This is a genomic window from Bacillus sp. 11C (genome assembly GCF_055486375.1).
Genome location: NZ_JBUPVZ010000002.1, coordinates 326,372 through 352,377, shown reverse-complemented (window position 1 = coordinate 352,377; position 26,006 = coordinate 326,372). Strand labels below are relative to the sequence as shown.

The 26,006-nt window shown below is 47.5% G+C and carries 24 protein-coding genes and 2 pseudogenes; 19 read left to right on the top strand and 7 right to left on the bottom strand.

Annotated features, from left to right (window positions below):
• Nucleotides 1-25: 25 nt before the first annotated feature.
• The 4 genes from mmuP to ACY3LV_RS04380 form a co-directional block, all read right to left on the bottom strand.
• Complete coding sequence (gene mmuP, locus ACY3LV_RS04395) at nt 26-1,438, bottom strand: S-methylmethionine permease (protein WP_148962868.1); 1,413 nt, start codon at nt 1,436-1,438, stop codon at nt 26-28.
• Between the two features lie 118 nt (nt 1,439-1,556).
• Nucleotides 1,557-2,504, bottom strand: coding sequence for a homocysteine S-methyltransferase (mmuM, locus tag ACY3LV_RS04390; RefSeq protein WP_464863443.1), 948 nt, complete (start codon nt 2,502-2,504; stop codon nt 1,557-1,559).
• 125 nt (nt 2,505-2,629) lie between these two features.
• Complete coding sequence (locus ACY3LV_RS04385) at nt 2,630-4,066, bottom strand: alanine/glycine:cation symporter family protein (protein ID WP_333561295.1); 1,437 nt, start codon at nt 4,064-4,066, stop codon at nt 2,630-2,632.
• Nucleotides 4,067-4,088: 22 nt separating this feature from the next.
• Nucleotides 4,089-5,072 (bottom strand): glutaminase, encoded by a 984-nt coding sequence (locus tag ACY3LV_RS04380; protein ID WP_148962871.1) that lies wholly within the window; start codon nt 5,070-5,072, stop codon nt 4,089-4,091.
• A gap of 295 nt (nt 5,073-5,367) precedes the next feature.
• Here ACY3LV_RS04380 and ACY3LV_RS04375 point away from each other — a divergent pair, with 295 nt between their 5' ends.
• The 12 genes from ACY3LV_RS04375 (at nt 5,368) to ACY3LV_RS04320 (ending at nt 19,134) form a co-directional block, all read left to right on the top strand.
• The gene (locus ACY3LV_RS04375; RefSeq protein WP_464863472.1) at nt 5,368-6,600 is read left to right on the top strand and encodes an ATP-binding protein; all 1,233 of its coding nucleotides are present in this window, start codon (nt 5,368-5,370) and stop codon (nt 6,598-6,600) included.
• Nucleotides 6,601-6,609: 9 nt separating this feature from the next.
• Nucleotides 6,610-7,545, top strand: a complete 936-nt coding sequence (locus ACY3LV_RS04370; protein ID WP_464863442.1) for a DNA-binding domain-containing protein — start codon at nt 6,610-6,612, stop codon at nt 7,543-7,545.
• 225 nt (nt 7,546-7,770) lie between these two features.
• Nucleotides 7,771-8,697, top strand: a complete 927-nt coding sequence (gene kdgD / locus ACY3LV_RS04365; RefSeq protein ID WP_148962873.1) for a 5-dehydro-4-deoxyglucarate dehydratase — start codon at nt 7,771-7,773, stop codon at nt 8,695-8,697.
• Between the two features lie 33 nt (nt 8,698-8,730).
• Nucleotides 8,731-10,197 carry an alpha-ketoglutaric semialdehyde dehydrogenase GucD gene (gene gucD / locus ACY3LV_RS04360; protein ID WP_464863441.1) on the top strand — a complete coding sequence of 489 codons (1,467 nt, stop codon included), beginning with the start codon at nt 8,731-8,733 and terminating at the stop codon, nt 10,195-10,197.
• Between the two features lie 85 nt (nt 10,198-10,282).
• Nucleotides 10,283-11,650, top strand: coding sequence for a glucarate transporter GudP (gudP, locus tag ACY3LV_RS04355; protein WP_333561291.1), 1,368 nt, complete (start codon nt 10,283-10,285; stop codon nt 11,648-11,650).
• A gap of 36 nt (nt 11,651-11,686) precedes the next feature.
• Nucleotides 11,687-13,054, top strand: a complete 1,368-nt coding sequence (gene gudD / locus ACY3LV_RS04350; protein ID WP_464863440.1) for a glucarate dehydratase — start codon at nt 11,687-11,689, stop codon at nt 13,052-13,054.
• Between the two features lie 69 nt (nt 13,055-13,123).
• A complete protein-coding gene (locus ACY3LV_RS04345) occupies nt 13,124-13,825 on the top strand; it encodes a FadR/GntR family transcriptional regulator (protein ID WP_148962877.1) in 702 nt (233 codons plus the stop codon).
• A 92-nt stretch (nt 13,826-13,917) separates the two neighbouring features.
• Nucleotides 13,918-15,450 (top strand): galactarate dehydratase, encoded by a 1,533-nt coding sequence (gene garD / locus ACY3LV_RS04340; protein WP_464863439.1) that lies wholly within the window; start codon nt 13,918-13,920, stop codon nt 15,448-15,450.
• Nucleotides 15,451-15,793: 343 nt separating this feature from the next.
• The gene (locus tag ACY3LV_RS04335) at nt 15,794-16,474 is read left to right on the top strand and encodes a response regulator transcription factor (RefSeq protein ID WP_333519241.1); all 681 of its coding nucleotides are present in this window, start codon (nt 15,794-15,796) and stop codon (nt 16,472-16,474) included.
• A gap of 1 nt (nt 16,475) precedes the next feature.
• Nucleotides 16,476-17,411, top strand: coding sequence for an ATP-binding protein (locus tag ACY3LV_RS04330; protein WP_464863438.1), 936 nt, complete (start codon nt 16,476-16,478; stop codon nt 17,409-17,411).
• Nucleotides 17,412-17,505: 94 nt separating this feature from the next.
• The gene (locus tag ACY3LV_RS04325) at nt 17,506-18,429 is read left to right on the top strand and encodes an ABC transporter ATP-binding protein (RefSeq protein WP_464863437.1); all 924 of its coding nucleotides are present in this window, start codon (nt 17,506-17,508) and stop codon (nt 18,427-18,429) included.
• 18 nt (nt 18,430-18,447) lie between these two features.
• The gene (locus ACY3LV_RS04320) at nt 18,448-19,134 is read left to right on the top strand and encodes an ABC transporter permease (protein WP_148962881.1); all 687 of its coding nucleotides are present in this window, start codon (nt 18,448-18,450) and stop codon (nt 19,132-19,134) included.
• Here ACY3LV_RS04320 and ACY3LV_RS04315 read toward each other — a convergent pair.
• Both ACY3LV_RS04315 and ACY3LV_RS04310 read right to left on the bottom strand, forming a co-directional pair.
• A pseudogene (locus ACY3LV_RS04315) lies at nt 19,095-19,225 on the bottom strand (hypothetical protein). The gene ACY3LV_RS04320 and the pseudogene ACY3LV_RS04315 sit on opposite strands and share 40 nt — an antisense overlap.
• Complete coding sequence (locus ACY3LV_RS04310) at nt 19,185-19,571, bottom strand: YndM family protein (RefSeq protein ID WP_003223823.1); 387 nt, start codon at nt 19,569-19,571, stop codon at nt 19,185-19,187. The pseudogene ACY3LV_RS04315 and the gene ACY3LV_RS04310 overlap by 41 nt, the downstream one beginning before the upstream one ends.
• 110 nt (nt 19,572-19,681) lie before the next feature.
• Between ACY3LV_RS04310 and ACY3LV_RS04305 the strand changes: the two genes are divergently transcribed.
• The 7 genes and pseudogenes from ACY3LV_RS04305 to tatC all read left to right on the top strand — a co-directional run bounded on the left by ACY3LV_RS04305 (nt 19,682) and on the right by tatC (nt 25,296).
• Nucleotides 19,682-20,917 (top strand): serpin family protein, encoded by a 1,236-nt coding sequence (locus tag ACY3LV_RS04305; RefSeq protein WP_464863436.1) that lies wholly within the window; start codon nt 19,682-19,684, stop codon nt 20,915-20,917.
• 80 nt (nt 20,918-20,997) lie between these two features.
• Entirely contained in the window at nt 20,998-21,426 is a 429-nt protein-coding gene (locus tag ACY3LV_RS04300; protein WP_148962882.1) for a cell wall hydrolase, read from the top strand.
• A 101-nt stretch (nt 21,427-21,527) separates the two neighbouring features.
• Nucleotides 21,528-22,259, top strand: coding sequence for a vWA domain-containing protein (locus ACY3LV_RS04295; RefSeq protein ID WP_148962883.1), 732 nt, complete (start codon nt 21,528-21,530; stop codon nt 22,257-22,259).
• Between the two features lie 79 nt (nt 22,260-22,338).
• Nucleotides 22,339-22,515, top strand: a pseudogene (locus ACY3LV_RS04290) (hypothetical protein).
• An 18-nt stretch (nt 22,516-22,533) separates the two neighbouring features.
• A complete protein-coding gene (gene phoD / locus ACY3LV_RS04285; protein WP_464863435.1) occupies nt 22,534-24,285 on the top strand; it encodes an alkaline phosphatase PhoD in 1,752 nt (583 codons plus the stop codon).
• A gap of 12 nt (nt 24,286-24,297) precedes the next feature.
• Complete coding sequence (tatAD, locus tag ACY3LV_RS04280; RefSeq protein ID WP_003223835.1) at nt 24,298-24,510, top strand: sec-independent protein translocase protein TatAD; 213 nt, start codon at nt 24,298-24,300, stop codon at nt 24,508-24,510.
• 60 nt (nt 24,511-24,570) lie between these two features.
• The gene (gene tatC / locus ACY3LV_RS04275) at nt 24,571-25,296 is read left to right on the top strand and encodes a twin-arginine translocase subunit TatC (RefSeq protein ID WP_087993094.1); all 726 of its coding nucleotides are present in this window, start codon (nt 24,571-24,573) and stop codon (nt 25,294-25,296) included.
• Here tatC and pcp read toward each other — a convergent pair.
• Complete coding sequence (pcp, locus tag ACY3LV_RS04270; protein ID WP_464863434.1) at nt 25,293-25,940, bottom strand: pyroglutamyl-peptidase I; 648 nt, start codon at nt 25,938-25,940, stop codon at nt 25,293-25,295. The two genes, tatC and pcp, sit on opposite strands and share 4 nt — an antisense overlap.
• Nucleotides 25,941-26,006: the final 66 nt, after the last annotated feature.

Genomic DNA, 26,006 nt, shown 5'->3' with positions numbered 1-26,006 from the left:
GAACCTGCTCTGAGGCAGGTTCTTTTTATTTTGAATGAGTCATATCAGCTGTCGGCTTGTTTATGCGGTTTTTCGCATAATACACTGCGTAGCAGATGGCCATAAAAGAAATGCCGCAATACAGTGCGATTCTTTGATTTGGATCAAAGGCAATGCCGAGCACGGATGCCAGGCATAATAGGAACGCGGCAATCGGCACGAACGGATACCAAGGGGTCCGGTACTTTAAATCTGCGACTTTGTTTCCCGCTTCGATATACCGTTTTCTGAACATGAATTGAGAAGCTGCGATTCCCATCCACACGACAACGACCGCAAAACCTGAAATCGACACGAGCACAACGTATACAGTGTCTGGCGCAAATACGCTGGACAGCAATGAGAGAATGCCGCCGATCATGCTGAACACCAGCGCGTTAAACGGGGTTCCTTTTGATGTCAGCTTTGCAAATGCCGGGTGAAGCGTCTTTTCTTTTGATAAAGACCACAGCATCCGGGAAGAAGCGTAGAGTCCAGAATTAGCCGCTGACAGGATCGCTGTCAGGATGACAAAGTTCATGATATCGGCTGCGTATGGCACACCGACTCTGTCGAAGACAGCGACAAACGGGCTTTTGATGACGCCTGCTTCTTGAATCGGAATCAGCCCTGACAGGACAAAAATGGTACCGATAAAGAAGAGTGAAAGACGCCAGACCGTTGTTTTAATCGCTTTTGGTATCGTCTTGTCGGGATCGACGCTTTCTCCGGCGGCGATTCCGATCAGTTCAGTCCCCGAAAAGGCAAAATTGACAGACAGCATCGTCATCAAAATCGGGACAAATCCATGTGGAAAGAGCCCGCCTTCCGCTGTGAAATTGGACAGCATCGGAGCGGCCTCTCCGCCTTGAATCGGAATGATGCCGAACATGGCAGAGCCGCCTAAAAGAATAAACAATACAATGGCTAAAACTTTGATGCTGGAAAACCAAAATTCCGATTCAGCGAAAAACTTGACCGAAAATGCGTTAAGCAAGAAAATCAACAGCGCAAAGACGGCACTCCACATCCAAACGGACGTATGGGGGAACCAGCGCTGCATTAACAGGCCGGCTGCTGTGAATTCCGATCCCAATGCCACGGTCCATGTCAGCCAGTACAGCCAAGCGACCGTAAATCCAGTTCCCGGTCCTATGTATTTGGTTGCATAGGTGTGAAAGGCGCCTGTCACAGGCATGGCTACAGACAGCTCACCGAGGCATAGCATGACCAAATAGACGATTCCGGCGCCGACTAAGTAGGCGAGTATCGTTCCCGCCGGGCCTGCCTGCTGAATGGTATAGCCGGAGCTTAAAAACAGTCCGGTTCCGATGACACCCCCTAAGGAAAGCATAAAGAGGTGCCGGCTTTTCATGCTTCTCTGAAAGTTTGTCTCATTCTTGTTGTGAGCAGTTTTCATCTTTTTCCAACTTTCTATCGGCGATTTCTTTCCTTTAATAAAAAATCCCATGTCAGCGAGTGACACGAGACTCCGGCAAACCGGCTTTAAGATAGAATATACAAACAATTCCGATAAGTCAAGTTGTTTTTAAAGAGCGCGCCCAAGCCGCGATTTCTTTAATATCTTCGGGTTTTGTCCGGCAGCAGCCGCCAATCAGCTTCGCTCCTTTTTCATGCCACGCGCGTGCGCTTACTCCGTAAGGTTCTCCGCATGCCGCCCCGTCCCACGTTTTTGTCTCCGGATCATACTGCTCACCTGAATTCGGGTAGACGATGATCGGTTTTGATGTATGCTTTTTTAACTCCTCTATTAAAGAAGGGATATGCTGAAGCGGCGTGCAGTTGATGCCGAGCGCTGCAATTTGGCGGTGCTCATCAAGCCATGACGCACAGTCAGCGGCAGGTGTTCCGTCACTAATATGAAGGCTGTCTTTTGCACTGAAGCTGATCCACGCATACGTTTCAGGAAACTCCTTCAGCAGCCGCGCAATCGCTTTTGCTTCGCTCAGACACGGAATCGTTTCGCATGCCAACACATCAGCTCCGGCTTCGATCAGCGCTTTCATGCGGGGGCGATGAAATTCAACAAGTTCATCCTCTGAGATTCCGTAGTCGCCGCGATACTCAGAGCCGTCTGCAAGATAAGCGCCATAAGGGCCTACAGAAGCCGCAATGATCGGCTTTGGCCGATTGACACGGTTTTCTTCAAATGCCCAAAATTCATCACGTGCTTCAACTGCAATGCTGACAGACATCTCGATGAGCCGGCGTGCTTCCGCTTCGCTCAGCCCGCGTGCGGCAAAGCCTTCAAACGTAGACTGATAGCTGGCGGTGATCGCACAGTCAGCACCTGCCGCAAAATAATCAGTATGCACTTGTTTAATCAGATCTGGCTCTTCCATCAGGATTTTTGCCGACCAGAGACTGTCGTTCAAATCACAGCCCTTGCGTTCAAGCTCGGTCGCCATGGCGCCGTCTAGCACAATAAGCGGGTATGTATCTAGTATGTGTTGGATAGGATTCATAGAATGTACCGATGCCTTCTTTCAGATTTTTTGAAAAGATATGAAAATCGTAATGGAGGTTTACGTGTTTGTCAATAAACGCAAAAGGGAAAGGTGTTCAGCCCGTCTATCTGAACACCTTTTTTTTATGATATTTGTTTGTTGTGTGTGTCAGCTTGTTTGTCAGAAAGCGGCCAGCATTCAATGCCATTGTGGTTTTTGAGCACATTTTTATAAAAGACTGGATCTTTGCCCGCTTTTTTCTGGCGTGTATAGTCTTGCAGCGCCGCAAAAACGACCTTTGATAATAATAAAATCGCAATTAAATTCACGACGACCATCAAGCCCATGAACAAATCAGCCAGATCCCAGACGAGCTGGACTTTGGCAACACAGCCAAACACAATCATCGCCAGCACGCCGATACGGTAGACAAAAATCAGTTTTTTGCTTTTGTTTAAAAAGCCGATATTGGTTTCCCCGTAATAATAGTTTCCGATTAAAGCACAGAAACCGAATAACAAAATCAGAATGGCGAGAAAGCCTGATGCCCACGATCCGACATGGGAGCTGAGAGAGGCTTGTGTCAACGCGATTCCGCTCAGTCCCGGAGTTTGATAGGCATCCGAAAACAGGATGATAAAAGCAGTGCTTGTACAAATGACTAGCGTATCTGACAGCACACCCAGCGCTTGAATCAGCCCTTGTTTGACAGGATGGCTTGTCGTTGCGGTGGCGGCGGCATTCGGTGCGCTCCCCATTCCCGCCTCGTTTGAAAAGATTCCCCGTCTGACGCCCTGCATTAACGCCGCCCCCAAAGCGCCGCCAGCGGCCTGGTCAAAACCAAACGCATTTTTCACGATAAGCCCAATCACGTCAGGCAGCTGCGTAATGTTGGTTAAAATCACAAAAAACGCAACGCTGATATACAGGGCAGCCAACACGACGACAATGGATTCAGCCAGCTTCGCAATCCGTTTTACGCCGCCGAAAATAATCGTGCCGAACACAGTAATTAAAATGAGTCCCAATGTCAGGCGGTTTGTGCCGAACGCGTTTTCAAAGGCGAGGCTGACTGTATTTGATTGGACCGAGTTAAAGACGATACCGAACGATAAGGTGATTAATACAGCGAACAGCGCGCCCATCCACCTTTTGTTCAGCCCTTTTTCCATGTAATAAGCCGGTCCGCCGCGGAAGCCGTTTTCATCTTTTACTTTATAAATCTGGGCCAGTGTGCTTTCAACAAAGCTTGATGCTGATCCGATAATGGCGATAATCCACATCCAGAAGATTGCACCGGGTCCGCCGAGCGCAATGGCGATGGCAATGCCCGTAATATTTCCCGTTCCGACACGGGCTGCCATGCTGATACAGAACGCTTGAAACGGAGAAATGCTGTTTTTCGATCGGGAGGCAGCACCTTCTTTTAATACCCTGACCATTTCTTTCAGCATTCGAACCTGCAAAAACTTCAGTCTGAACGTAAAATAGATTCCCAGAGAAAGGAGCAATACAATTAATAGCTTTGACCACAAAAGATCATTTGCGATACCGACGACATGTTCCAGGATTTGCTGCATACAATCACCTCTTTTTTTATGTTTAAAAAATGCTGAGTTCCCACTCCTGTGCCATATGCTTCAGCAGCATTCCGCCAGTGAGGCTGTTGCCGTATTCATCAATGGCCGGTCCGTAAATGCCGATCCCGCAACCGGATGGAAAAGGCTGTTCTCTTCTGGCGCTTGGAGGAACCAGTGCCATGATGCCGCCGGAGACGCCGCTTTTGGCCGGCACGCCGACAAACGCCGCATATTTGCCTGAAGCGTTGTACATGCCGCACGTCAGCATTAACGCCTTGGCCAATTTTGCCACGTCCTTTGGAATCACTTGCTTGCGGTGAATCGGATGATAGCCGTCATGGGCAAGGATCAGGCCGATCAATGCAATATCTTCAGTGGTGCTCTCCATGGCGCAATGCTTCAAGTAAACCTCAAGCGTTTCTTCTACGTCTGCTTCTAAAAAGTTTGTTTCTTTTAAATAGTAGGCCAGCGCTCTGTTGCGGTGGGCGGTTTCCCACTCAGACCGGAACACTTCCTCATGAATTCTCGGCTGTTTTCCTATTAAGGTTTCCATCACCGAGTTAAGAAAATCGAGCTTATCGTGTGCCGACTCTCCGGGAAGAAGCGAGGCGATGGTGAGAGCACCCGCGTTGATCATAGGATTGAATGGCTTTCCCGGCTTGTTGATTTCGAGCCGAATGATGGAATTAAAGGCGTCACCTGTCGGCTCGACATCTACGCGGTCCAGTACATAGGGAATGCCGCGGCTCATGCATGCGGCGATAAAGCTGATCACTTTTGAAATGCTTTGCAGGGTAAAAGGGACGTTCCAGTCGCCGGAGTGTATCATCGTTCCGTCAGGCTCCAATATACAAATGCCGAGCTGTGAATCATTGACTTTTCCTAAAGCGGGGATATAATTTGCACTTTGTCCATTAGCGGCAAATGGGCGATAGTGCTCCACCCAATCATGCAGCTGGGACGCCGGGTCTATTTCTTTCCGGGGCTCTTTTATCAATTCTTTCATCAAATTCCTCCTCACTGTTTTTTAAAGGACTATGGTTTACCAAAACGAAGGATGAAGGGGCATTAAACGCTTTCACTAAAGCGGAGGGTATATTTACTGTATAATGACGACTACAGAATCATACAAAATACGACAAAAATATTTTGAAAATAAGCCGTAAGATTTATAAAAACCTCATGTTCTGGGTCAAAAGAAATTTGCAGGTTTTCTGCCGTTTCCCCAAAATAAAAGCGAGGATGTGATCATCATAAAACTGGAGCGTTTTTTTGAAAAAGACGGATATATATTGGCTCTCATGCTGATGACGGTGCCGCTGGCCGGTGAACTGAAATTTTATCCCCTTAATGAAGAGTTCCGGATCAGCTTTGGCGCACCGGTTTTTTTCTTCTTCTTGTCGCTGCTGCGGCATGTGCCCGCTGTGCTGCCGGGTTTTCTGACTGGAGCGGCAGTACTCGTCTTTCGTGTCTTTCTGGAATTGTGGCGCGGGGGACACGATGGACTGACTCCGATTCTGTATGACCAAGCGTCTGGCTTTTTCTTTTATATGACTTACGCCTGCCTGTTTTCCGTATTGAAGGCTAATCGTTTCCGCGAACGGCCGTTTATGCTCGGTTTTGTCGGATTTATGATTGAAATTGTGGCAGATTGTGTCGAGCTGGCTGTGCAGTTTCTCATGTTCCATACCGTCGTCACGCCTGAGGAAATCACCGACCTCGCGGTGATTGCGATTTCTCACACATTTATCGTGATGAGCTTTTATAGCGTGCTGAAGCTGTATGAAACACAATCGAGAGAAAAACAGACAAGGCGGCAGCACGAGCATATGCTGATGATCGTTTCCAATTTATATGAAGAAACGGTGCATCTAAAAAAGACGCTGAAAACGACAGAACAAGTGACGAACGATTCGTATCAGCTCTATCGGGAAGTAAAGGGCAAAGATGATCAGCTCAGCGGCAGAATCCTGAGGCTGGCCGGAGAAATTCATGAAGTGAAAAAGGACAACCAGCGGATATTCGCCGGGCTTTCAAAACTGATTTCTAATGAGAGCTTGAGAGATTATATGAGGGCGTCTGATTTGCTGCAGCTTGTGATTCGCATGAATGAGAAGTACGCTGAAGCACTGGGAAAGCAGATTGATTTTCACTGCTTGATAGAGGGGGAGCATGAAGAATATCACGTATTTATCGTGCTTTCAATTATTAATAATCTAACGGCGAATGCGGTAGAGGCCATGGGGGAAGAGGGAATGATCAGCCTGAGGCTCCGTAGGCCAAATGAGAATATGGTAAAATTCCAGGTGGAAGACAATGGTCCCGGCATTTCTGAGAAAATCGGAGAGATTGTGTTTGACCCGGGCTTTACCTCAAAATATGACGAATATGGCACGCCTTCTACGGGAATCGGACTTTCCTACGTGAAGGAAATCGTGACAGAGCTGGAAGGGGATATCACATTTGATAATCAGCAGCGGGGAGTGGTGTTTGCTGTTAGGCTGCCTGTCCGGCATTTGATTCAGAAAGGGTGAACCGAAGCTATGCGTTTTTTTATCGCTGATGATGACCGCGCGGTACGGTCGATTTTAAGGCAGATCATTGAGGATGAGGATCTCGGGGAAGCTGCTGGTGAAGCGGAAGACGGGAGCCAAGTGGAAGGGCATATGCTGCAATTCAAGCAGATTGATATATTATTAATCGATCTGTTAATGCCTGGAAGAGACGGCATTGAGACGATTCGCCAGCTCCAAAATACGTACTCCGGCAAGATCGTCATGATCTCTCAAGTGGAAGCGAAGGAAATGGTCGGAGAAGCGTACTCACTCGGCATCGAATATTTTATCCATAAGCCGATTAACCGCATTGAAATTGTCACGGTTCTCCAAAAAGTGAAGGAACGGATCGAGCTTGAGCACTCAATTGGGGCTATTCAGCTCTCTCTCAGCCGGCTTGTCAATCGGAATGAACGGAAAACGCATCCTCAGCAGAATCGTGACAGCGGCTTAAAAGAAGCAGGAACATTCCTATTGTCCGAGTTGGGCATGATGGGGGAAGGCGGCGCGCATGATCTCGTGGCAGTGCTGCAGTATTTAGCAGAACATGAGCCGTACGAAAAACATATCCCTTCGCTAAAACAGATCTTCACTCAAGTAGCGGAACGGAAGCTGGGAGCAGGGGCATCCCAAACGGAAGTCAATCGCGAATTGAAAGCTTCGGAGCAGCGCATTCGCAGAGCGATTATCCATTCGCTGCATCATTTTGCTTCACTGGGCACAACTGATTTTTCAAATCCGAAATTTGAAACCTATGCATCGAAATTCTTTGATTTTCCGGTTGTCAGCCAGAAAATGAAAGAACTCCAATCCAAGGATGCAAAACCTCTCGCCACTGCGAGAGTGAATATGAAAAAATTCATCCATGTGTTCTTTTTGGAGGCGAAGCTTTTGCATGAGGCGATGAAACAAAGAAGGGTGTAAAACCAAACAGCCGGCTGTCCCGGCTGTTTTTTTGCTGCGCCAGAACCCCGGAGGTACAGCGGTTTACTTTCTTTTTATAAAATATCAGAAAATAAAGATATTGACTTATTGTTTATTTGTCTTACAATTAAACAAAAGGATATATGGGAAGGAGCGGATGCGAAAAAAACTAATAAAAACGCTTTCATTCAGGGCTGTTTACACAAATAACAGGAGGTTATGTTGATGAGCCGTATGAGAAAAGCACCCGCTGGAATTTTAGGTTTTCCGGTTGCTCCTTTTAACACACAAGGAAAACTGGAGGAGGAAGCTCTTTTTCAAAACATTGAGTTTTTGCTGGAAGAAGGCTTAGAAGCGATTTTTATCGCTTGTGGGTCTGGTGAATTTCAATCTCTCAGCCAGAAGGAATACGCGCAAATGGTCGAAGTCGCAGTCTCGGCAGCCGGAGGAAAGGTTCCGGTTTACACGGGGGTGGGGGGTAACCTCAGCACAGCGCTTGAATGGGCGCAGCTGTCGGAGAAAAAAGGCGCCGATGGCTACTTGATCCTGCCTCCGTATTTGGTACATGGCGAACAGGAGGGGCTCTATCAGTATGCGAAAACGATTATTGAAAGCACTGACCTGAATGCGATTCTTTATCAGCGCGATAACGCCGTTCTCTCTCTTGAGCAGATCAAGCGGCTGACCCAATTGGAACAGCTTGTCGGAGTGAAGGACGGGGTGGGGAACATGGATTTGAATATTAACCTTTTCTATACGCTCGGCGACCGCTTAGGATGGCTCAACGGAATGCCGATGGCTGAAGTGACGATGCCAGCTTACCTGCCGATCGGATTTCACTCTTATTCTTCAGCGATTTCAAATTATATCCCGCATATTTCCCGGATGTTCTATGACGCATTGAAAAACGAAAATGAAGAGCTGGTGAAGGAGCTCTACCAGCATGTGATTCTTCCGATCAACGACATTCGCAAACAACGAAAAGGATATGCCGTATCTTTGATTAAAGCGGGCATGGAGATCATGGGATTAAATGTGAGAAACACAGCCAGACCGCCTGTCGGCCCGGTTGAAAAAGAGCACTATCAGCAATTAGAAGCGATTTTGAAGCAGGCGGCTGACCGTTTTCCGAAAAAAGCCGCGACGGTTTGATGAACAGAAAAAACATGAAAGGGGCAATGGGACATGTCTGTGATCACGGAACAAAACACGTATCTCAACTTTATTAACGGAGAGTGGGTGAAGTCACAATCAGGCGATATGGTCAAGGTCGAAAACCCTGCAGATGTGAATGATATTGTCGGCTATGTACAGAATTCAACGGCTGAAGATGTGGAACGGGCCGTCGCCGCCGCTAATGAAGCCAAAACGGCTTGGAGAAAGCTGACGGGGGCCGAGCGGGGCCAATACTTATACAAAACAGCGGATATCATGGAACAGCGCTTGGAGGAAATCGCCGCCTGCGCAACGCGTGAAATGGGAAAAACACTGCCCGAAGCGAAAGGGGAAACAGCCCGCGGGATTGCCATTCTTCGCTATTACGCCGGAGAGGGCATGCGCAAAACGGGTGACGTCATTCCGTCTACTGACAAAGACGCGCTCATGTTCACAACTCGTGTTCCGCTCGGGGTGGTCGGCGTGATTTCTCCGTGGAACTTTCCGGTGGCGATTCCGATTTGGAAGATGGCCCCGGCATTGGTGTACGGCAATACCGTTGTCATCAAACCGGCGACAGAAACAGCCGTGACATGCGCGAAAATGATTGCCTGCTTTGAAGAAGCGGGGCTGCCGGCAGGAGTCATCAATTTCGTGACAGGCCCGGGTTCTGTTGTCGGGCAGGGACTTGCTGAGCATGACGGGGTAAACGCCGTTACGTTTACCGGTTCAAATCAAGTCGGCAAAATCATCGGGCAGGCCGCTTTAGCGAGAGGAGCCAAATATCAGCTTGAAATGGGCGGCAAAAACCCGGTCATCGTAGCTGATGACGCTGATCTTGAAGCTGCGGCAGAAGCTGTCATTACGGGTGCTTTCCGTTCAACCGGACAGAAGTGTACCGCGACAAGCCGCGTCATTGTGCAAAGCGGAATTTACGATCGTTTTAAAGAAAAACTTCTCCAGCGCACAAAAGATATTACGATCGGAGACAGCTTAAAAGAGGATGTCTGGATGGGGCCGATTGCCAGCAAAAATCAGCTTGATAACTGTCTGTCGTACATTGAGAAAGGCAAACAGGAAGGCGCTTCCCTTTTGATCGGAGGTGAAAAGCTGGAGGATGGAAAGTATCAAAAGGGCTATTATGTTCAGCCTGCCATCTTTGAAAATGTGACATCTGAGATGACGATTGCCCAAGAAGAAATTTTTGGTCCAGTGATTGCCCTGATCAAGGTGGACTCGATGGAGGAGGCGCTGGACATCGCCAATGATGTGAAGTTTGGTTTAAGCGCATCCATTTTCACGCAAAACATCGGCCGAATGCTTTCATTCGTTGATGAAATTGACGCCGGGCTTGTCCGAATTAACGCAGAAAGCGCGGGTGTTGAGCTTCAGGCGCCTTTTGGCGGCATGAAGCAGTCAAGCTCCCACTCCCGTGAACAGGGTGAGGCGGCGAAGGACTTTTTCACGGCGATCAAAACCGTTTTTGTGAAGCCGTAAGGGTGCTGGAAAGAGGCGGACGTCTCTTTCCTCGCTTTATCACCAGCCAGCATATGATTCTCTATTTTGAAAAGGAGAAGATATTATGAAAAAAGACTATGCGAATGTTTCACCGGCGGGCAATAAAACGTCTGTACGCTGGTTCATCGTTTTTATGCTGTTTCTTGTGACCTCTATTAACTACGCGGATCGGGCGACGCTTTCCATCACAGGAGATTCCGTCCAGCATGACCTGGGATTGGACTCGGTCGCCATGGGCTATGTCTTTTCTGCTTTTGGCTGGGCCTATGTCATCGGGCAGCTTCCGGGCGGCTGGCTGCTTGACCGGTTTGGTTCAAAGACTGTCATTGCGTTAAGCATTTTTTTCTGGTCGTTTTTTACGCTGCTGCAAGGGGCGATTGGTTTTTTCTCCGCCGGCACAGCGATTATCCTGCTGTTTGCACTGCGTTTTCTGGTCGGCTTGTCCGAAGCGCCTTCATTTCCCGGAAACGGAAGAGTTGTTGCCTCATGGTTCCCAAGCTCCGAGCGCGGGACAGCTTCAGCCTTTTTTAATTCAGCTCAATACTTCGCAATCGTCATTTTTTCTCCTTTAATGGGCTGGCTCACCCACTCATTCGGCTGGCATTCCGTCTTCGTTGTCATGGGCGCCGCGGGCATTCTTTTGGCTGTCATCTGGCTAAAAGCGGTGTATGAACCTAAAAAACATCCGAAGGTCAATGAAGCCGAGCTTTCATATATCGAACAGGGCGGCGGGCTGATTTCCATGGATGACAGCAAAAGCAAGCAAGAAACAGAATCGAAATGGCCTTATATCAAACAGCTGTTGACGAACCGCATGCTGATCGGTGTGTACATCGCGCAATATTGCATTACAACTCTCACCTATTTCTTTCTCACATGGTTTCCGGTATATTTGGTTCAGGCCCGCGGCATGTCTATCCTTGAAGCGGGATTTGTCGCTTCCCTGCCGGCGCTATGCGGATTTGCCGGCGGCGTGCTTGGGGGCATCGTGTCAGACATCTTGCTCAAAAAAGGCCGTTCTCTGACCTTTGCAAGAAAGGCGCCGATCATTGTCGGCATGCTGCTGTCTTGCAGTATGATTGTCTGTAACTACACGGATTCAGCGTGGCTCGTCGTTGTCATTATGTCACTCGCGTTTTTCGGAAAAGGCTTCGGCGCATTGGGATGGGCTGTCGTGTCGGACACGTCTCCGAAAGAGTGTGCAGGATTAAGCGGCGGGTTGTTCAACACATTCGGAAACATCGCCTCGATTACGACTCCGATTATTATTGGTTATATCGTTAACGCTACAGGATCTTTTAATGGAGCGCTTGTGTTTGTCGGCGCTAACGCGATTGCGGCGATCCTCAGCTATTTGTTGCTGGTCGGGCCGATCAAACGGGTCGTGTTAAAGAAACAAGAGCAGGACCCCGATCAATCATTGCCTGTCTAATACTTATGAAAGCGCTTTATAAAAGGAGGATAAAACATGAGTTCACCAATACAAGAGCAGGTCCAAAAAGAAAAAAGATCGAATATTCCTTCAATTTATGAGATGAAGGTATTCCCTGTTGCGGGACATGACAGCATGCTGCTGAATCTGAGCGGCGCTCACAGCCCATTTTTTACCCGGAATATCGTGATCTTAACCGACAGCAGCGGAAATCAGGGAGTTGGCGAGGTGCCTGGCGGAGAACAGATACGCCGTACACTCGAGCTGGCAAAGCCGCTTGTGGTCGGAAAATCTATTGGCGCGTATCAGGCGATATTGCAGGCGGTCAGAAAGCAGTTTGCCGATCAGGACAGGGGAGGGCGCGGCATCCAGACGTTTGATTTGCGCACCACGGTCCATGCCGTCACAGCGCTGGAAGCGGCTTTGTTAGATTTGCTTGGAAAGTTTCTTCAGGAACCGGTCGCGGCCTTGCTGGGCGAAGGGAAGCAGCGCGATGAAGTGAAAATGCTCGGCTACCTTTTTTACATCGGTGACCGAAAGCGGACGACCCTGCCGTATCAAGGCGATGAGCAGCCAGATTGTGAGTGGTTCCGTCTTCGCCATGAGGAAGCACTGACGCCTGAGGCTATTGTACGCCTTGCCGAATTCGCGCAGGAACGCTACGGCTTTCAGGATTTCAAGCTGAAAGGCGGGGTGCTGCGGGGAGAGGATGAAATCGAAGCTGTCACCGCATTATCAAAACGTTTTCCAGAGGCAAGGATCACCCTTGATCCGAACGGGGCGTGGTCATTAGAGGAAGCCATTACATTATGCAAAGGAAAGCATAATGTGCTCGCGTATGCGGAAGATCCGTGCGGGGATGAGAACGGCTACTCCGCCCGTGAAGTAATGACTGAATTCCGCCGCGCGACAGGGCTTCCGACCGCGACAAATATGATTGCGACCGACTGGCGGGAAATGGGTCACGCGATCCAACTTCACGCGGTGGATATTCCGCTGGCTGATCCGCACTTCTGGACGATGCAGGGTTCGGTGCGGGTTGCGCAAATGTGCCATGATTGGGGTTTGACATGGGGCTCCCACTCCAACAATCACTTTGATATCTCCCTAGCGATGTTTACTCATGTGGCAGCGGCGGCTCCGGGACGTATTACGGCGATTGATACCCATTGGATTTGGCAGGACGGGCAGCGTTTAACGAAACAGCCTTTTGAGATTGCCGATGGCTGTGTCAAGGTGCCGAATAAGCCCGGTCTTGGTGTTGATATTGATATGGAACGAGTGGAAAAAGCCCATGAACTCTATCGAAAAATGAATTTAGGCGCGCGGAATGATGCGGTCCCTATGCAGTTTCTGATTAGCAACTGGGAGTTCGACCGGAAACGCCCATGTCTTGTGCGATAAGTTTTATTGCAAATATTGTCATAGCGGATATTTTGTCTTACAATTGAACAACTGAAGGGAGAGTTGTTCGTGTACGAAGGTTTAGAAGATCTGAAAGTCGATACAGTCAATCGGAAAACATTAGCCAAGCAGGTCATTGAACGGATTGTCCATTTATTATCGAGCGGACAGTTAAAGGCTGGAGACAAATTGCCGACAGAAATGGAACTGATGGACATTTTGCATGTCAGCAGGCCGGTGCTTCGCGAGGCCCTCAGCTCACTGGAGACACTTGGTGTGATTACGAGAAAAACCCGCGGCGGCACGTATTTCAACGATAAAATCGGCATGCAGCCATTTTCCGTCATGCTTGCCTTGGCCACTGATAATCTTCCGGCTATCATTGAAGCGCGGATGGCGTTAGAACTCGGACTTGTGACGATTGCTGCGGAAAAAATCAATGAGGATGAGCTTCAGCGTTTGCAGAAGACAATCGACGACATCGCCAGCAGCACTGACAATCTTTATGGTGAAGCAGATAAAGAATTTCATCGAATTATTGCATTAAGTGCCAATAACCCTGTTGTTGAAGGGATGATTCAATCCCTGCTGATCACCCATGCGAAAATTGACAGCCAGATACCGTACAGGGAGAGAGATATAACGGTCGAATATCACAAAAAAATCTACGACGCTCTTGCTAAAAGAGACCCTTACAAAGCGCATTACCACATGTATGAGCATCTAAAATTTGTCCGTGATAAAATTTTGAAGGGCATGGATGAGAAATAATTGTAGAGACAGCCGCAGTTGAAACGGAAGAGCTGCGGCTTTTTTGAACCGATTAAGAAAGCGTTTACTATGATACAAGGAGTGATTTTCATATGGCGATGAACCTCAGGCAGAACCAAGCGCCCCTTTACATCAAAGTGAATGAAACAGATAACACGGCGATTATTGTCAATGACGGGGGACTTCCAAAGGGCACTGCTTTTTCATGTGGGCTCGTACTTGAAGAGGATGTCCCTCAAGGCCATAAGGTGGCCTTAACCGATCTGAATCAAGGAGATGAGATTGTTCGTTACGGTGAGGTGATCGGATTTGCCGATGAGACGATCAAACGCGGGAGCTGGATAAGGGAAGCCCTCGTAAGAATGCCCGCTCCTCCGGCTTTAGACGATCTTCCTCTCGCAAACAGAGTGCCCAAACCGCTGCCGCCTCTTGAAGGTTACACGTTTGAAGGATATCGAAATGCGGACGGCAGTGCCGGCACGAAAAATATTCTCGGCATCACCACAAGTGTTCAATGTGTCGTTGGCGTTTTGGATTATGCAGTCAAACGGATCAAAGAAGAGCTGCTGCCGAACTATCCAAACGTCGATGACGTTGTGCCGTTGCATCATCAATACGGCTGCGGGGTAGCGATCAATGCGCCTGACGCTGTCATTCCAATTCGCACAATTCAAAATCTGGCGAAGCATCCGAACTTCGGCGGGGAAGTGATGGTGATCGGATTGGGTTGTGAAAAGCTCCTCCCGGCAAGGATTGCGCCTGAGAAGCATGATGATATCCTCTCACTCCAAGATCACCAAGGTTTTGCGGCGATGATTCAATCCATTTTGGAAATGGCGGAGGAACGGTTAATCAGGCTGAACAGCAGAACCCGTGTGACCTGCCCTGTTTCGGATCTGGTTATCGGCCTGCAATGCGGCGGCAGTGATGCGTTTTCCGGCGTGACGGCGAATCCTGCGGTGGGGTATGCGGCTGATTTATTGGTTCGCGCAGGTGCAACGGTTTTGTTTTCTGAAGTGACAGAGGTGCGGGATGCGATTCATTTATTAACGCCGCGGGCGGTCAGTGAAGAGGTTGGACAATCGCTGATCAGAGAGATGAAGTGGTATGACAGCTATCTCCGGCGGGGGGAAGCGGACCGAAGCGCGAACCCGTCACCAGGCAATAAAAAAGGCGGATTATCCAATGTAGTGGAAAAAGCGTTAGGCTCGGTAGCGAAATCAGGCACAAGCCCCATCACCGGCGTGCTCGGCCCGGGGGAAAAGGCAGAGCGAAAAGGGCTGCTGTTCGCGGCGACACCGGCAAGCGATTTCGTGTGTGGTACCCTCCAGCTAGCGGCTGGCATGAATCTGCAGGTTTTTACGACAGGAAGAGGAACGCCGTACGGCCTGGCCGCTGCCCCGGTGCTGAAAGTATCGACACGGCATTCATTATCAGAGCATTGGGCGGATTTAATCGATATCAATGCCGGACGAATCGCGACAGGAGAGGCCAGTATCGAAGACGTAGGTTGGGAGATCTTCAGGACGATTCTGGATGTGGCAAGCGGCCGCAAACAAACGTGGGCGGACCGCTGGGGCCTTCATAATGATTTATGCTTGTTTAATCCTGCTCCGGTGACTTGATTCATTTTTTTATGAGAGTGGAATATTATATAAAATGGTGACTGGTATAAAAATAGCGAAGGGGTCCCATGCCGAGGGCCAAAAACGCAATCGGAGCACAGCAAGCCGCCGGCATATCATTGGGAGAGCCTGCCTTGACATTTTTCTTTGTCTCGGTGAGCTGCTTCACTTATTCAAGGTATTGGTTGCGAGCCGTCTTCATTTTCATAACAGGTATGGGATATAGAAAAAAAGGAAAAGTTAATAAATTTTTTAAAACACACACGTTTTTCAATTACAATAAGTGTAATCACGTGTGTGTTTTTTGATTTTACAAAGGTTAGGTGAGAAGATGCAGCGTATACTGCTTGTGGAGGACGACCATTCAATCAGTGAAATGGTGGATCATTATTTAACAAAAGAGGGCTTTGAGATGGTGCATGCTTTTGATGGAGAAGAAGGCATCCGGCTGTTTATGCAGGATTCATACGATTTGATTCTCCTCGATATCATGCTTCCGAAGCTGAACGGCATGGATTTTCTGAAAATTGTCCGGGAAAAAAGCAACATTCCGGTTTTGATGATTTCAGCAAAAGACGGAGATGTGGACAAGGCATTGGGACTGGGGTTTGGGGCGGATGATTATATCGCCAAACCGTTTTCAATGATTGAGCTGACAGCCAGAGTAAAAGCCGCGATACGGCGGGCGACGCAATATTCGGCGGAGGAACCGGCTGAGAGTAAGGTGATCCGGATTCGCCAGCTTACGATAGATATAGACAATGTCTCAGTTTTAAAAAACGAAGAACCGCTTCAGCTGACGTCTACAGAATGGCAGCTGCTGTGCCTGTTTGCGGAACATCCTAAAAAAGTGTTTACGAAAGAACAAATCTACCGTTCCGTCTGGAATGAAGAGTACTTTGGCGATCAAAACATCATTAACGTACATATGCGGCGGCTCAGAGAAAAGATTGAAGACGATCCCTCTTCACCTCAATATATTAAAACGTTATGGGGCATCGGTTATAAATTAGGAGAGTTTTAGAATGACAGTGTTATGGATGGCCGCTGTCATCGTTCTGATATGTCTGAATGTCATTCAATTCATGATAAAAAAGAAGCGGGACAGGAGCCTGGCATACACGGCAAAACAGCTTGGCGCCATGCTCAATCGGGATTCGGCAAGACAAATTTTGCTTCATACAGACAATCAGGCGCTCAGAGACTTGCTTGTCAACATCAACCTATTCGTTGAGGATCGTCAGCAGCTCAGCGCTCAGTTTGCCAAAACAGAGCATTCTATGAAGCGGATGCTGACCAATATGTCACACGACCTGAAAACGCCGTTAACCGTCATTCTCGGTTATATTGAAACAATTCAAAGTGATCCGGACATGCCAGACGAAGAGCGGGAAAGATTGCTGGGGAAGCTCGGCCAGAAAACAAATGAGCTTATTCAGATGATCAATTCATTTTTTGATTTGGCGAAATTAGAATCTGAAGACCAAGACATCCCGCTCACCAAAATACATATGAACGAAATATGCAAACGAAATATCTTGCACTATTATGACGCCGTTCAGACAAAAGGCTTTCAAGCTGCCATCGATATCCCGGATACGCCGGTGTATGCACAGGCGAATGAAGAGGCATTGGACAGGATACTGCAAAACCTCTTATCCAATGCGATTCAATATGGCGCGGCCGGCAAGTTTATCGGCATGACGCTGTCGTATGATGAGACGAGCGTTGCCATCACTGTATGGGATCATGGAAAGGGGATCAGTGAAACCGATCAGCAGCGTGTGTTTGAGAGGCTGTACACTCTTGAAGAATCCAGAAATAAAGCATTCCAAGGAAGCGGCCTCGGTTTAACCATCACGAAACGGCTGACAGAAAAAATGGGAGGCACTATATCCGTTCATAGCAAGCCGTACGAACGAACCGCATTTACAATTACATTAAAACGAATGACATATTAACAAACGTAAGGATTTTTTAAGATTTGAGAAATAAAAATGACAGGGCTCGCGGCTACAATAGAAAACAGGAAAAGAGGAGGAAGGAGAAACAAAATTGACTTATATCGTACAAACAAACGGACTGACCAAAACGTATCAGGGCAAAGAAGTCGTTTCCAATGTCAGCATGCATATTAAAAAAGGCGAAATCTATGGCTTTCTGGGCCCAAACGGCGCGGGGAAAACAACCATTATGAAAATGCTGACGAGCCTTGTTAAACCGACAAGCGGTGAAATCAGCATCTTAGGGAACAAGCTCACCCACACATCATACGAGGTGCTGGGGAACATCGGCAGCATGATTGAATATCCGATTTTTTATGAAAGTCTGACAGCTGCAGAAAACTTAGATCTGCATTGTGAATACATGGGGTACCACAATAAAAAAGCCATTCAAGAAGTGCTGGATATGGTGAATTTAAAACAAATCGACAAGAAGCCCGTCAAAACATTTTCGCTCGGGATGAAGCAGCGTCTTGGGATTGCGCGTGCCATCCTCACGAAGCCGGATCTGCTTATTTTGGATGAACCGGTAAATGGTCTTGATCCTCTCGGCATCAAAAAGATCAGGCAGTTGTTTCAAGTGCTGAGCAAAGAGTACGGGATGACGCTGCTGATCTCAAGCCACTTGCTGAGTGAAATCGAACAAATTGCGGACACGATCGGTGTCATTCGGGACGGCAGGCTGCTTGAAGAGGTATCAATGGAAGATGTCAGAGGCAAGAACACTGAATACATCGAGCTTGTCACGCCGAATCAGACAAGGGCCTGCTTTGTGCTGGAGAAAGAGCTGCGATTAACAAACTTTAAAATCTTAAATGAGAAAACGATTCGGATTTACGAGGCAGAAGCCTCTCAAGCTGCCATATCCAAAGCGCTGATTTTAAATGATGTAGACATTGAATCAATGAACAAAAAGTATACGTCGCTGGAGGATTATTTTATCAGCTTGATCAACGGCAATAGCATCGGTGCGTAAAGGGGGAGAGACACGTTGATGAATTTGATCAGAATCGAATTAAGAAAAATGAAGATGGGCTGGTATGTCAGAGGTGCCCTCATTGCCAACTTGATCATCATGGGCTTTCTGTGGCTGATCTGTTATTCAGAAAAAGCCGATACCGGGGTTTCGTTCCAAAGTATGGAGGAAGCGTTTCTCATCATCGGCACCTTCGTCAGAGCGGTATTTATCGTTTTTGGCGCTGTGCTGATTGCAAAATTGGTGATTTCCGAATATAAAAACAAAACCATTCTTGTAATGTTTACGTACCCGATCAGCCGTAAAAAATTGCTAACTGCGAAGCTTTTGATCGCGGGCGGACTGACGTTTACCACGATCTTACTTTCGAATATACTCATAGCGGCCGGTTTCTTTTGGCTCAACTCGATCTACCATTTCATACCGGGAGAGCTTACTTCCGAGATCATTTCTCAACAGGCGGTAAAAATGGCGGTTTTCGCTTTTGGCGCCGCTGGAACCAGTTTAGTTCCCATCTTTTTTGGGATGCGTAAACACTCGGTTTCGGCAACCATCATATCATCTGTAGTGATTGTAATGCTCATCAGTTCAACGAACCCGGGCTTCTCCATTTCGTCTGTTGTTTATATCCCATTATCTCTTGCTGCTCTCGGTTTGTTTTTTTCCTACATGGCGATCAGTAACGCAGACAAACAGGATGCTTGAAAAAAGGCGCCCAACATGAAAGGCCGATGCTATCAGCACCGGCCATTCTATTATGAATCTGTTCTTGTTTCAAGATAATGCTTCTTGCCAATCTCTTTGCTCATCATATAGAAATGGAAGCAATATTCACCGATGGCCATGGCGATCGCGCCGAATAGAGCCGCCAGTGCAACTTCACCGCCAGTCATCCCCATAGAAAGCGGCATGCCCATCAGCCAAATGACGAGGAAGGCCAGACCGAAATCAGCTAACGTCGCAATCATATTATTCCATCTTGGCAATACATAAAGATCGCCCAGCAAATAAGAAATAACCCCTAACACAAGTGTCATTAAGAGCGTATCACCAAACGTGAAACCGAAGCCCAGACCAAGCACTAGATACAACACAATGATTGTCATAATACCTTTAATCGCGAGTGCTTTCACATGTGTCATTCCAAAGTACCTCCTTCTATTTTTATTTGTTATGTATGATTCCTCAAATGCAGAAAGTTAAACCTTATATTGTGTTTTTACATGCTGTGTAAAAGGAGTGGATGGTTTGTATGAAAGGAAAGATGTTCACAGTGGTGCTGGTGTGTATGATGTTCGGAGGCGGGTGCAAACCTGCTGAAGAACCCGCGTCAACTGCTCAATCGTCTTCACTATCTGATTCTGCAAAAAACAAAGCTTATGATATTCATGAGGGTTTTATTAAAGCGGAGCGTACATTCGGAACCGAGTTGTTTCAATACATGTCAGCTCAAGATGGGTTAACGGACAATCTGCTGATTTCCCCGTACAGCTTACAGCAGGTGCTGGTGATGATTGCAAATGGAGCTGCGGGAGATACATTAAAAGAAATGAAACCCGCTTTAAATTTGTCGGACATTCATGATAGAGCTATAAATGAGTCATCGTTCGCACTCATGAAAAGGTTTGAATCTTTGCCTGAAGGAGATCTGCTAACGGCTAATGCTGTATGGACAAGGCTTGAGACCGATCCGGACTTTAAACAAACGATTAAACAATTCTTCTCAGGCAGTGTCTTTAAAATGAATGACAATATTCAGACCGCAAAAAACGTGATCAATCAGTGGACGGCTCTCCAAACGAAAGGGCATATTGATGACATCGCGGATCATCTTTCGCCGGAAGCTGTTTCTCTTTTGGTAAACGCCGTCTATTTTCAAGAAAAGTGGGCGCTGCCGTTTGAACAGCATGTGACCGCTGAGGAGCACTTTTTTCTGCCTGACGGCTCGGCCAAAAAACTGCTGATGATGAAGCAGACTGCACGCCTCGCTTACTTAGAAAATGATCTGTTCCAAGCAGTCAAGCTGCCATACGAAGATCAACAACTTTCGTTTACTTTATTTCTGCCGAAGAAAACGCCGGCTTCTTTCATGTCCCTCTTCACCAATCAAAACATAAAAGCTTGGGACCGCGAATTTCAGCCAAAAACAGTAAAGCTGAGTATGCCCCGTTTTACATTGAAAGGGAGGTATAACGTAAAACACGCTCTTCGTGATATGGGGCTGATTTCCGTCTTTTCCGATGCTGACTTTTCGAGAATGTTTACTGAAGGCCGGGGTGTTTCAATCGACGATGTGAATCACCATACATTTATCAAGGTGAATGAATCTGGCACCGAGGCTGCGGCTGCCTCGTCAGCGGAAATTGTTGAGGCCGGACTGGCGCCAGATGTTACCTTGACGGCCAACCGCCCATTTTTCTTTGCCATCACTGATGAACAAACAACAAGTCTTTTGTTTTTAGGCTTTGTCGCAAATCCGCATGAATAAATTAAAAACTTCTCCTGTCCTCCGTCATCACTTTTGAAGTATTGCAATATGATGAAAGGAGATCAAGGGGAGGTGACGTGATGGCGGTCGTGAGAGCAACGAGTGAAGATGTCGATTTGCTGGCAAGGCTGCTCAGAGCTGAAGCGGAAGGCGAAGGCAAACAGGGGATGCTGCTTGTTGGCAACGTGGGAGTTAACCGGCTAAGGGCGAATTGCTCAGATTTTAAAGGCCTCCGCACCATCAGGCAGATGATTTTTCAGCCGCACGCGTTTGAGGCTGTGACTCATGGATATTTTTATCAAAGGGCTCGAGACAGCGAGCGTGCCCTTGCACGACGGTCGATTAATGGTGAAAGGATCTGGCCTGCAAAATTTAGTTTGTGGTACTTCAGGCCGGAGGGGAACTGTCCGCCTCAGTGGTATAACCAGCCGTTTGTAGCCAGATACAAGTCACACTGCTTTTATCAGCCGACTGGGGAAACGTGTGAAAATGTATATAACACATTTTAGAGACAGGGCGCCGTTCAAATTGAACGGTGCTTTTTTTTGAAAAGATATACAATGGAAAATATTCCTGTGAGATAATCAAAGAAAAAAACGGAGATGACAGAATGGCAACAATAGACCTACAAAAGAAAAGCGTAAAGATCGTACTGGAGAAAAAGCAATTAACGAAGGTGACGGCTCGTGTCGGACTTGTGCTTGATATTACGGGTTCAATGAGAACGCTCTATAAAAACGGAACGGTTCAAAACGTGGTGGAACGGATTTTGGCGGTGGCCGATCAATTTGATGATAACGGATTACTGGATGTATGGGTGTATGATAACGAATTCTCCCGATTAAAGCCAGTTTCTGAAAAGGATTTTTCGGGCTATGTCGATCGAGAAATTTTGAATAATGACCGCTTGCATAAATTCGGCAGAAATGATGAGCCGCCGGTCATGAAGGACGTGCTGCGCAAATATGTTGCAGAGGAACCCAGTTCTTATCCCGCTTTCGTCGTTTTTATTAATGATGGAGGCTGTAAAAAGTCGATCAAATCAATTATTGAAGCCTCTTCTGACAAGCCGGTGTTTTGGCAGTTTGTCGGCATCGGAAACGGAAACTTCGATTTTCTCAATAAACTGGATACGTTAGAAGGACGTGTCGTTGATAATTCGAGCTTCCTGCGTATCGAAGAGATCGACCGTATTTCTGATGACGAGCTTTATGACGCTTTGCTTACTGAATTTCCATTTTGGCTGAAAGAAGCGAAGAAAAAAGGGATTGTAAGAGAACAAGAGCCACCTGCTGAAAAGCCGAAAAAGAAGGGCTTCTTCAGCAGATTATTTTCAAAATAACTGGTACGGCACTGAGTCATTATGCGAAATGGCTCGGTGTTTTTGTTTTTTTAAGATCATGTGAAGAAAAATAGTCCGAATGGGCGGCTTGCAAACGACAGGATATGCGGAAAACGCGCCATTTAGCCAGCTTTCGGCAAGTTTCAGCGGCAGGCTTGTGAGTGAAGACCTGTTTCTGTAGTTCAGCGCTTACAATCGGTTCACACTTCTTCACATCCATTTAACAATGATTTCCTATAATGGAGGCGATCAATGAGAAGAGAGGAGATCTTGAATGGCATACGACAGTCGTTTTGATGAATGGGTACAGAAGTTGAAAGAGGAAAGCTTTCAAAACAATACGTTTGACCGCCGCAAATTTATTCAAGGAGCGGGGAAGATTGCAGGGCTTTCTCTTGGATTAACGATTGCTCAGTCAGTTGGTGCATTTGAAGTCAATGCTGCGCCTAAGTTCTCTAGCTATCCGTTTACGCTAGGGGTCGCGTCTGGAGATCCGCTTTCTGACAGTGTCGTGCTCTGGACGCGTCTAGCGCCAGATCCGCTGAATGGCGGGGGGATGCCGAAGCAGGCGGTGCCGGTCAAATGGGAGGTCGCAAAGGATGAGCATTTCCGCAAGATCGTGAGAAAGGGCACTGAAATGGCCAAACCGAGTCTCGCCCACTCTGTTCACATAGAAGCGGACGGGCTTGAGCCAAATAAAGTCTACTATTATCGTTTCAAAACCGGACATGAACTAAGCCCTGTCGGAAAAACAAAAACATTGCCCGCCCCTGGTGCCAATGTGCCGAAAATGACCTTTGCGTTCGCTTCCTGCCAGCAATATGAGCATGGATATTATACGGCCTACAAGCATATGGCGAAGGAAAAGCTTGATCTTGTCTTCCATCTCGGTGATTACATCTATGAATACGGTCCAAATGAATATGTTTCAAAAACAGGCAATGTCCGCACGCACAACAGCGCAGAAATCATAACGCTGCAAGACTATCGGAACCGCCATGCCCAATATCGTTCTGATGCGAATTTAAAAGCTGCACATGCGGCGTTCCCTTGGGTTGTGACATGGGATGACCATGAAGTCGAAAACAACTATGCCAATAAAGTCCCGGAAAAAGGACAGTCGGTTGAAGCGTTCGTACTCCGCCGCGCAGCTGCGTATCAGGCGTACTATGAACATATGCCGCTCCGCATCTCCTCTCTGCCGAACGGTCCGGATATGCAGCTGTACCGTCATTTTACGTACGGAAACCTGGCGTCCTTCAATGTTCTTGATACCCGCCAGTACAGAGATGACCAGGCCAATAATGACGGCAATAAGCCGCCTTCCGATGAATCGCGCAATCCGAATCGGACTTTGTTAGGAAAAGAACAGGAGCAGTGGCTCTTCAACAATTTGAGCAACTCAAACGCTTACTGGAATGTGCTGCCGCAGCAGATTTTCTTTGCGAAGTGGAACTTCGGAACAAGCGCTAGTCCGATCTACAGCATGGATTCGTGGGACGGCTATCCGGCTCAGCGCGAGCGGGTCATCAATTTCATTAAAAGTAAAAATCTGAATAATGTTGTTGTGCTGACAGGTGATGTACATGCAAGCTGGGCATCAAATCTGCACGTCGACTTTGAGAAGACAAGTTCAAAGATTTTCGGGGCTGAGTTTGTCGGAACTTCGATCACCTCTGGAGGGAACGGTGCGGATAAACGGGCGGACACAGACAAAATTTTAAAAGAAAATCCGCACATTAAGTTTTTTAACGACTATCGCGGATATGTCCGCTGTACCGTGACGCCTCACCAGTGGAAAGCCGATTATCGGGTAATACCGTTTGTGACAGAGCCTGGCGCAGCCATTTCAACTAGGGCTTCATTCGTTTATCAAAAGGACCAAACTGGATTGAAAAAGGTATCCTCCACGACAGTCCAAGGCGGGGTGAAGCAATCCGATGAAGTTGAAGAGGATCGTTTCTTTGCACACAACAAAGCCCACGAAAAACAAATGATTAAGAAACGGGCAAAAATCACGAATTAAGGAGTGAAAAGTATGTTTTCAAACATTGGAATACCGGGCTTGATTCTGATCTTTGTCATCGCCCTCATTATTTTTGGCCCTTCAAAGCTGCCGGAAATCGGACGTGCGGCCGGACGGACACTGCTGGAATTTAAAAGCGCCACAAAATCACTTGTGTCTGGTGATGAAAAAGAAGAAAAATCGGCTGAGCTGACAGCGGTAAAGCAGGACAAAAACGCGGGCTGAGTGCTGATGAGGCAGACACCGGGTCTGCCTCTTTTTTTATGAAAGGGAGGGCTTTTTTGAATGGATAAAAAAGAAACCCATCTGATCGGGCATTTAGAAGAGCTTCGCCGCCGAATTATCGTGACCCTCGCGGTATTTCTTCTATTTCTCATCACGGCTTTTTTGTTTGTGCAGGATATTTATGACTGGCTGATTAGAGATTTGGATGGGAAGCTGGCTGTGCTTGGACCGAGTGAAATTCTCTGGGTGTATATGATGCTTGCCGGTATTTGTGCCATTGCGGCTTCCATCCCTGTTGCCGCTTACCAGCTATGGCGTTTCGTAGCCCCGGCGCTGACGAAAACGGAGCGCAAGGTGACGGTCATGTACATACCCGGGTTATTTGCGTTATTTTTGGCGGGGATCTCTTTCGGATACTTTGTCTTGTTTCCAATCGTACTCAGTTTTTTGACTCATTTGTCTTCTGGGCATTTTGAAACAATGTTTACGGCGGACCGCTATTTCAGGTTTATGGTGAATTTGAGCCTGCCGTTTGGCTTTCTGTTTGAAATGCCTTTAGTGGTGATGTTTTTAACAAGGCTGGGCATCTTAAATCCCTACAGGCTGGCCAAAGCGAGAAAGTTGTCCTATTTTTTGCTGATTGTCGTGTCCGTATTGATTACACCGCCTGATTTCATTTCTGATTTTCTCGTTATGATCCCTCTGTTTGTCTTGTTTGAAGTGAGTGTCACCCTATCGGCGTTTGTCTACAAAAAGAGGCTGACGAGCGAAACGGCGGCCGCTTAGTGCAGCGTCCCGCCGGGTGACTTCAAATCTTGCTCGTATTGTGCGGCCGTAACAGCGGCGATCCTCAATGCCCGGACAATCGTGTCTAAGCTGAGGCTCGGCGCTGTTTTGTCGATTGTTTGCTCTGGAATGAAAGGGATATGAATAAACCCGCCGCGAACGTGCGGGGATGTCCGGCTAATGTGATCCATTAATCCGTAGAACAAATAATTGCATACAAATGTGCCCGCTGTATAAGAGACAGCGGCCGGAATGCCGTTTTCCTTCATTTTCGCAGTCATGCGTTTCACGGGAAGCCCGGTCCAGTAAGCGGCGGGCCCGCCTGGAGAAATCTCTTCATCAATCGGCTGATGTCCTTCATTATCGGGGATGCGCGCGTCTGCAAGATTGATCGCCACCCGTTCCGGTGTGATCTGCATCCGCCCGCCGGCTTGGCCGACACAGATCACGACATCCGGCTGATGCTTCTGAATGGCTTGCCGCAGAGTGTCCAGAGCGGTTTTAAAAACAGTCGGAATTTGTTCTGCTGTGATGATTGCTTCATCTGTTTCAAAGCCATTCAGCCGTTTCGCCGCTTCCCATGATGGATTGACGGTTTCTTTGTCAAAAGGGTCAAAGCCTGTGATCAGCACTTTTTTTCTCATCTTCCCATCTCCTTTTTCCTTTTATTCTATTGTTTATTTTTGGGTTTTTCCTCAAAATAATGAAAA

Excerpts from the sequence above, each read along its gene's own strand:
- mmuP (WP_148962868.1), bottom strand. The coding sequence starts at position 1,438 with ATGAAAACTGCTCACAACAAGAATGAGACAAACTTTCAGAGAAGCATG.
- mmuM (WP_464863443.1), bottom strand. The coding sequence starts at position 2,504 with ATGAATCCTATCCAACACATACTAGATACATACCCGCTTATTGTGCTA.
- ACY3LV_RS04385 (WP_333561295.1), bottom strand. The coding sequence starts at position 4,066 with ATGCAGCAAATCCTGGAACATGTCGTCGGTATCGCAAATGATCTTTTG.
- ACY3LV_RS04380 (WP_148962871.1), bottom strand. The coding sequence starts at position 5,072 with ATGAAAGAATTGATAAAAGAGCCCCGGAAAGAAATAGACCCGGCGTCC.
- ACY3LV_RS04375 (WP_464863472.1), top strand. The coding sequence starts at position 5,368 with ATGCTGATGACGGTGCCGCTGGCCGGTGAACTGAAATTTTATCCCCTT.
- ACY3LV_RS04370 (WP_464863442.1), top strand. The coding sequence starts at position 6,610 with ATGCGTTTTTTTATCGCTGATGATGACCGCGCGGTACGGTCGATTTTA.
- kdgD (WP_148962873.1), top strand. The coding sequence starts at position 7,771 with ATGAGCCGTATGAGAAAAGCACCCGCTGGAATTTTAGGTTTTCCGGTT.
- gucD (WP_464863441.1), top strand. The coding sequence starts at position 8,731 with ATGTCTGTGATCACGGAACAAAACACGTATCTCAACTTTATTAACGGA.
- gudP (WP_333561291.1), top strand. The coding sequence starts at position 10,283 with ATGAAAAAAGACTATGCGAATGTTTCACCGGCGGGCAATAAAACGTCT.
- gudD (WP_464863440.1), top strand. The coding sequence starts at position 11,687 with ATGAGTTCACCAATACAAGAGCAGGTCCAAAAAGAAAAAAGATCGAAT.
- garD (WP_464863439.1), top strand. The coding sequence starts at position 13,918 with ATGGCGATGAACCTCAGGCAGAACCAAGCGCCCCTTTACATCAAAGTG.
- ACY3LV_RS04330 (WP_464863438.1), top strand. The coding sequence starts at position 16,476 with ATGACAGTGTTATGGATGGCCGCTGTCATCGTTCTGATATGTCTGAAT.
- ACY3LV_RS04320 (WP_148962881.1), top strand. The coding sequence starts at position 18,448 with ATGAATTTGATCAGAATCGAATTAAGAAAAATGAAGATGGGCTGGTAT.
- ACY3LV_RS04310 (WP_003223823.1), bottom strand. The coding sequence starts at position 19,571 with ATGACACATGTGAAAGCACTCGCGATTAAAGGTATTATGACAATCATT.
- ACY3LV_RS04305 (WP_464863436.1), top strand. The coding sequence starts at position 19,682 with ATGAAAGGAAAGATGTTCACAGTGGTGCTGGTGTGTATGATGTTCGGA.
- ACY3LV_RS04300 (WP_148962882.1), top strand. The coding sequence starts at position 20,998 with ATGGCGGTCGTGAGAGCAACGAGTGAAGATGTCGATTTGCTGGCAAGG.
- ACY3LV_RS04295 (WP_148962883.1), top strand. The coding sequence starts at position 21,528 with ATGGCAACAATAGACCTACAAAAGAAAAGCGTAAAGATCGTACTGGAG.
- phoD (WP_464863435.1), top strand. The coding sequence starts at position 22,534 with ATGGCATACGACAGTCGTTTTGATGAATGGGTACAGAAGTTGAAAGAG.
- tatAD (WP_003223835.1), top strand. The coding sequence starts at position 24,298 with ATGTTTTCAAACATTGGAATACCGGGCTTGATTCTGATCTTTGTCATC.
- tatC (WP_087993094.1), top strand. The coding sequence starts at position 24,571 with ATGGATAAAAAAGAAACCCATCTGATCGGGCATTTAGAAGAGCTTCGC.
- pcp (WP_464863434.1), bottom strand. The coding sequence starts at position 25,940 with ATGAGAAAAAAAGTGCTGATCACAGGCTTTGACCCTTTTGACAAAGAA.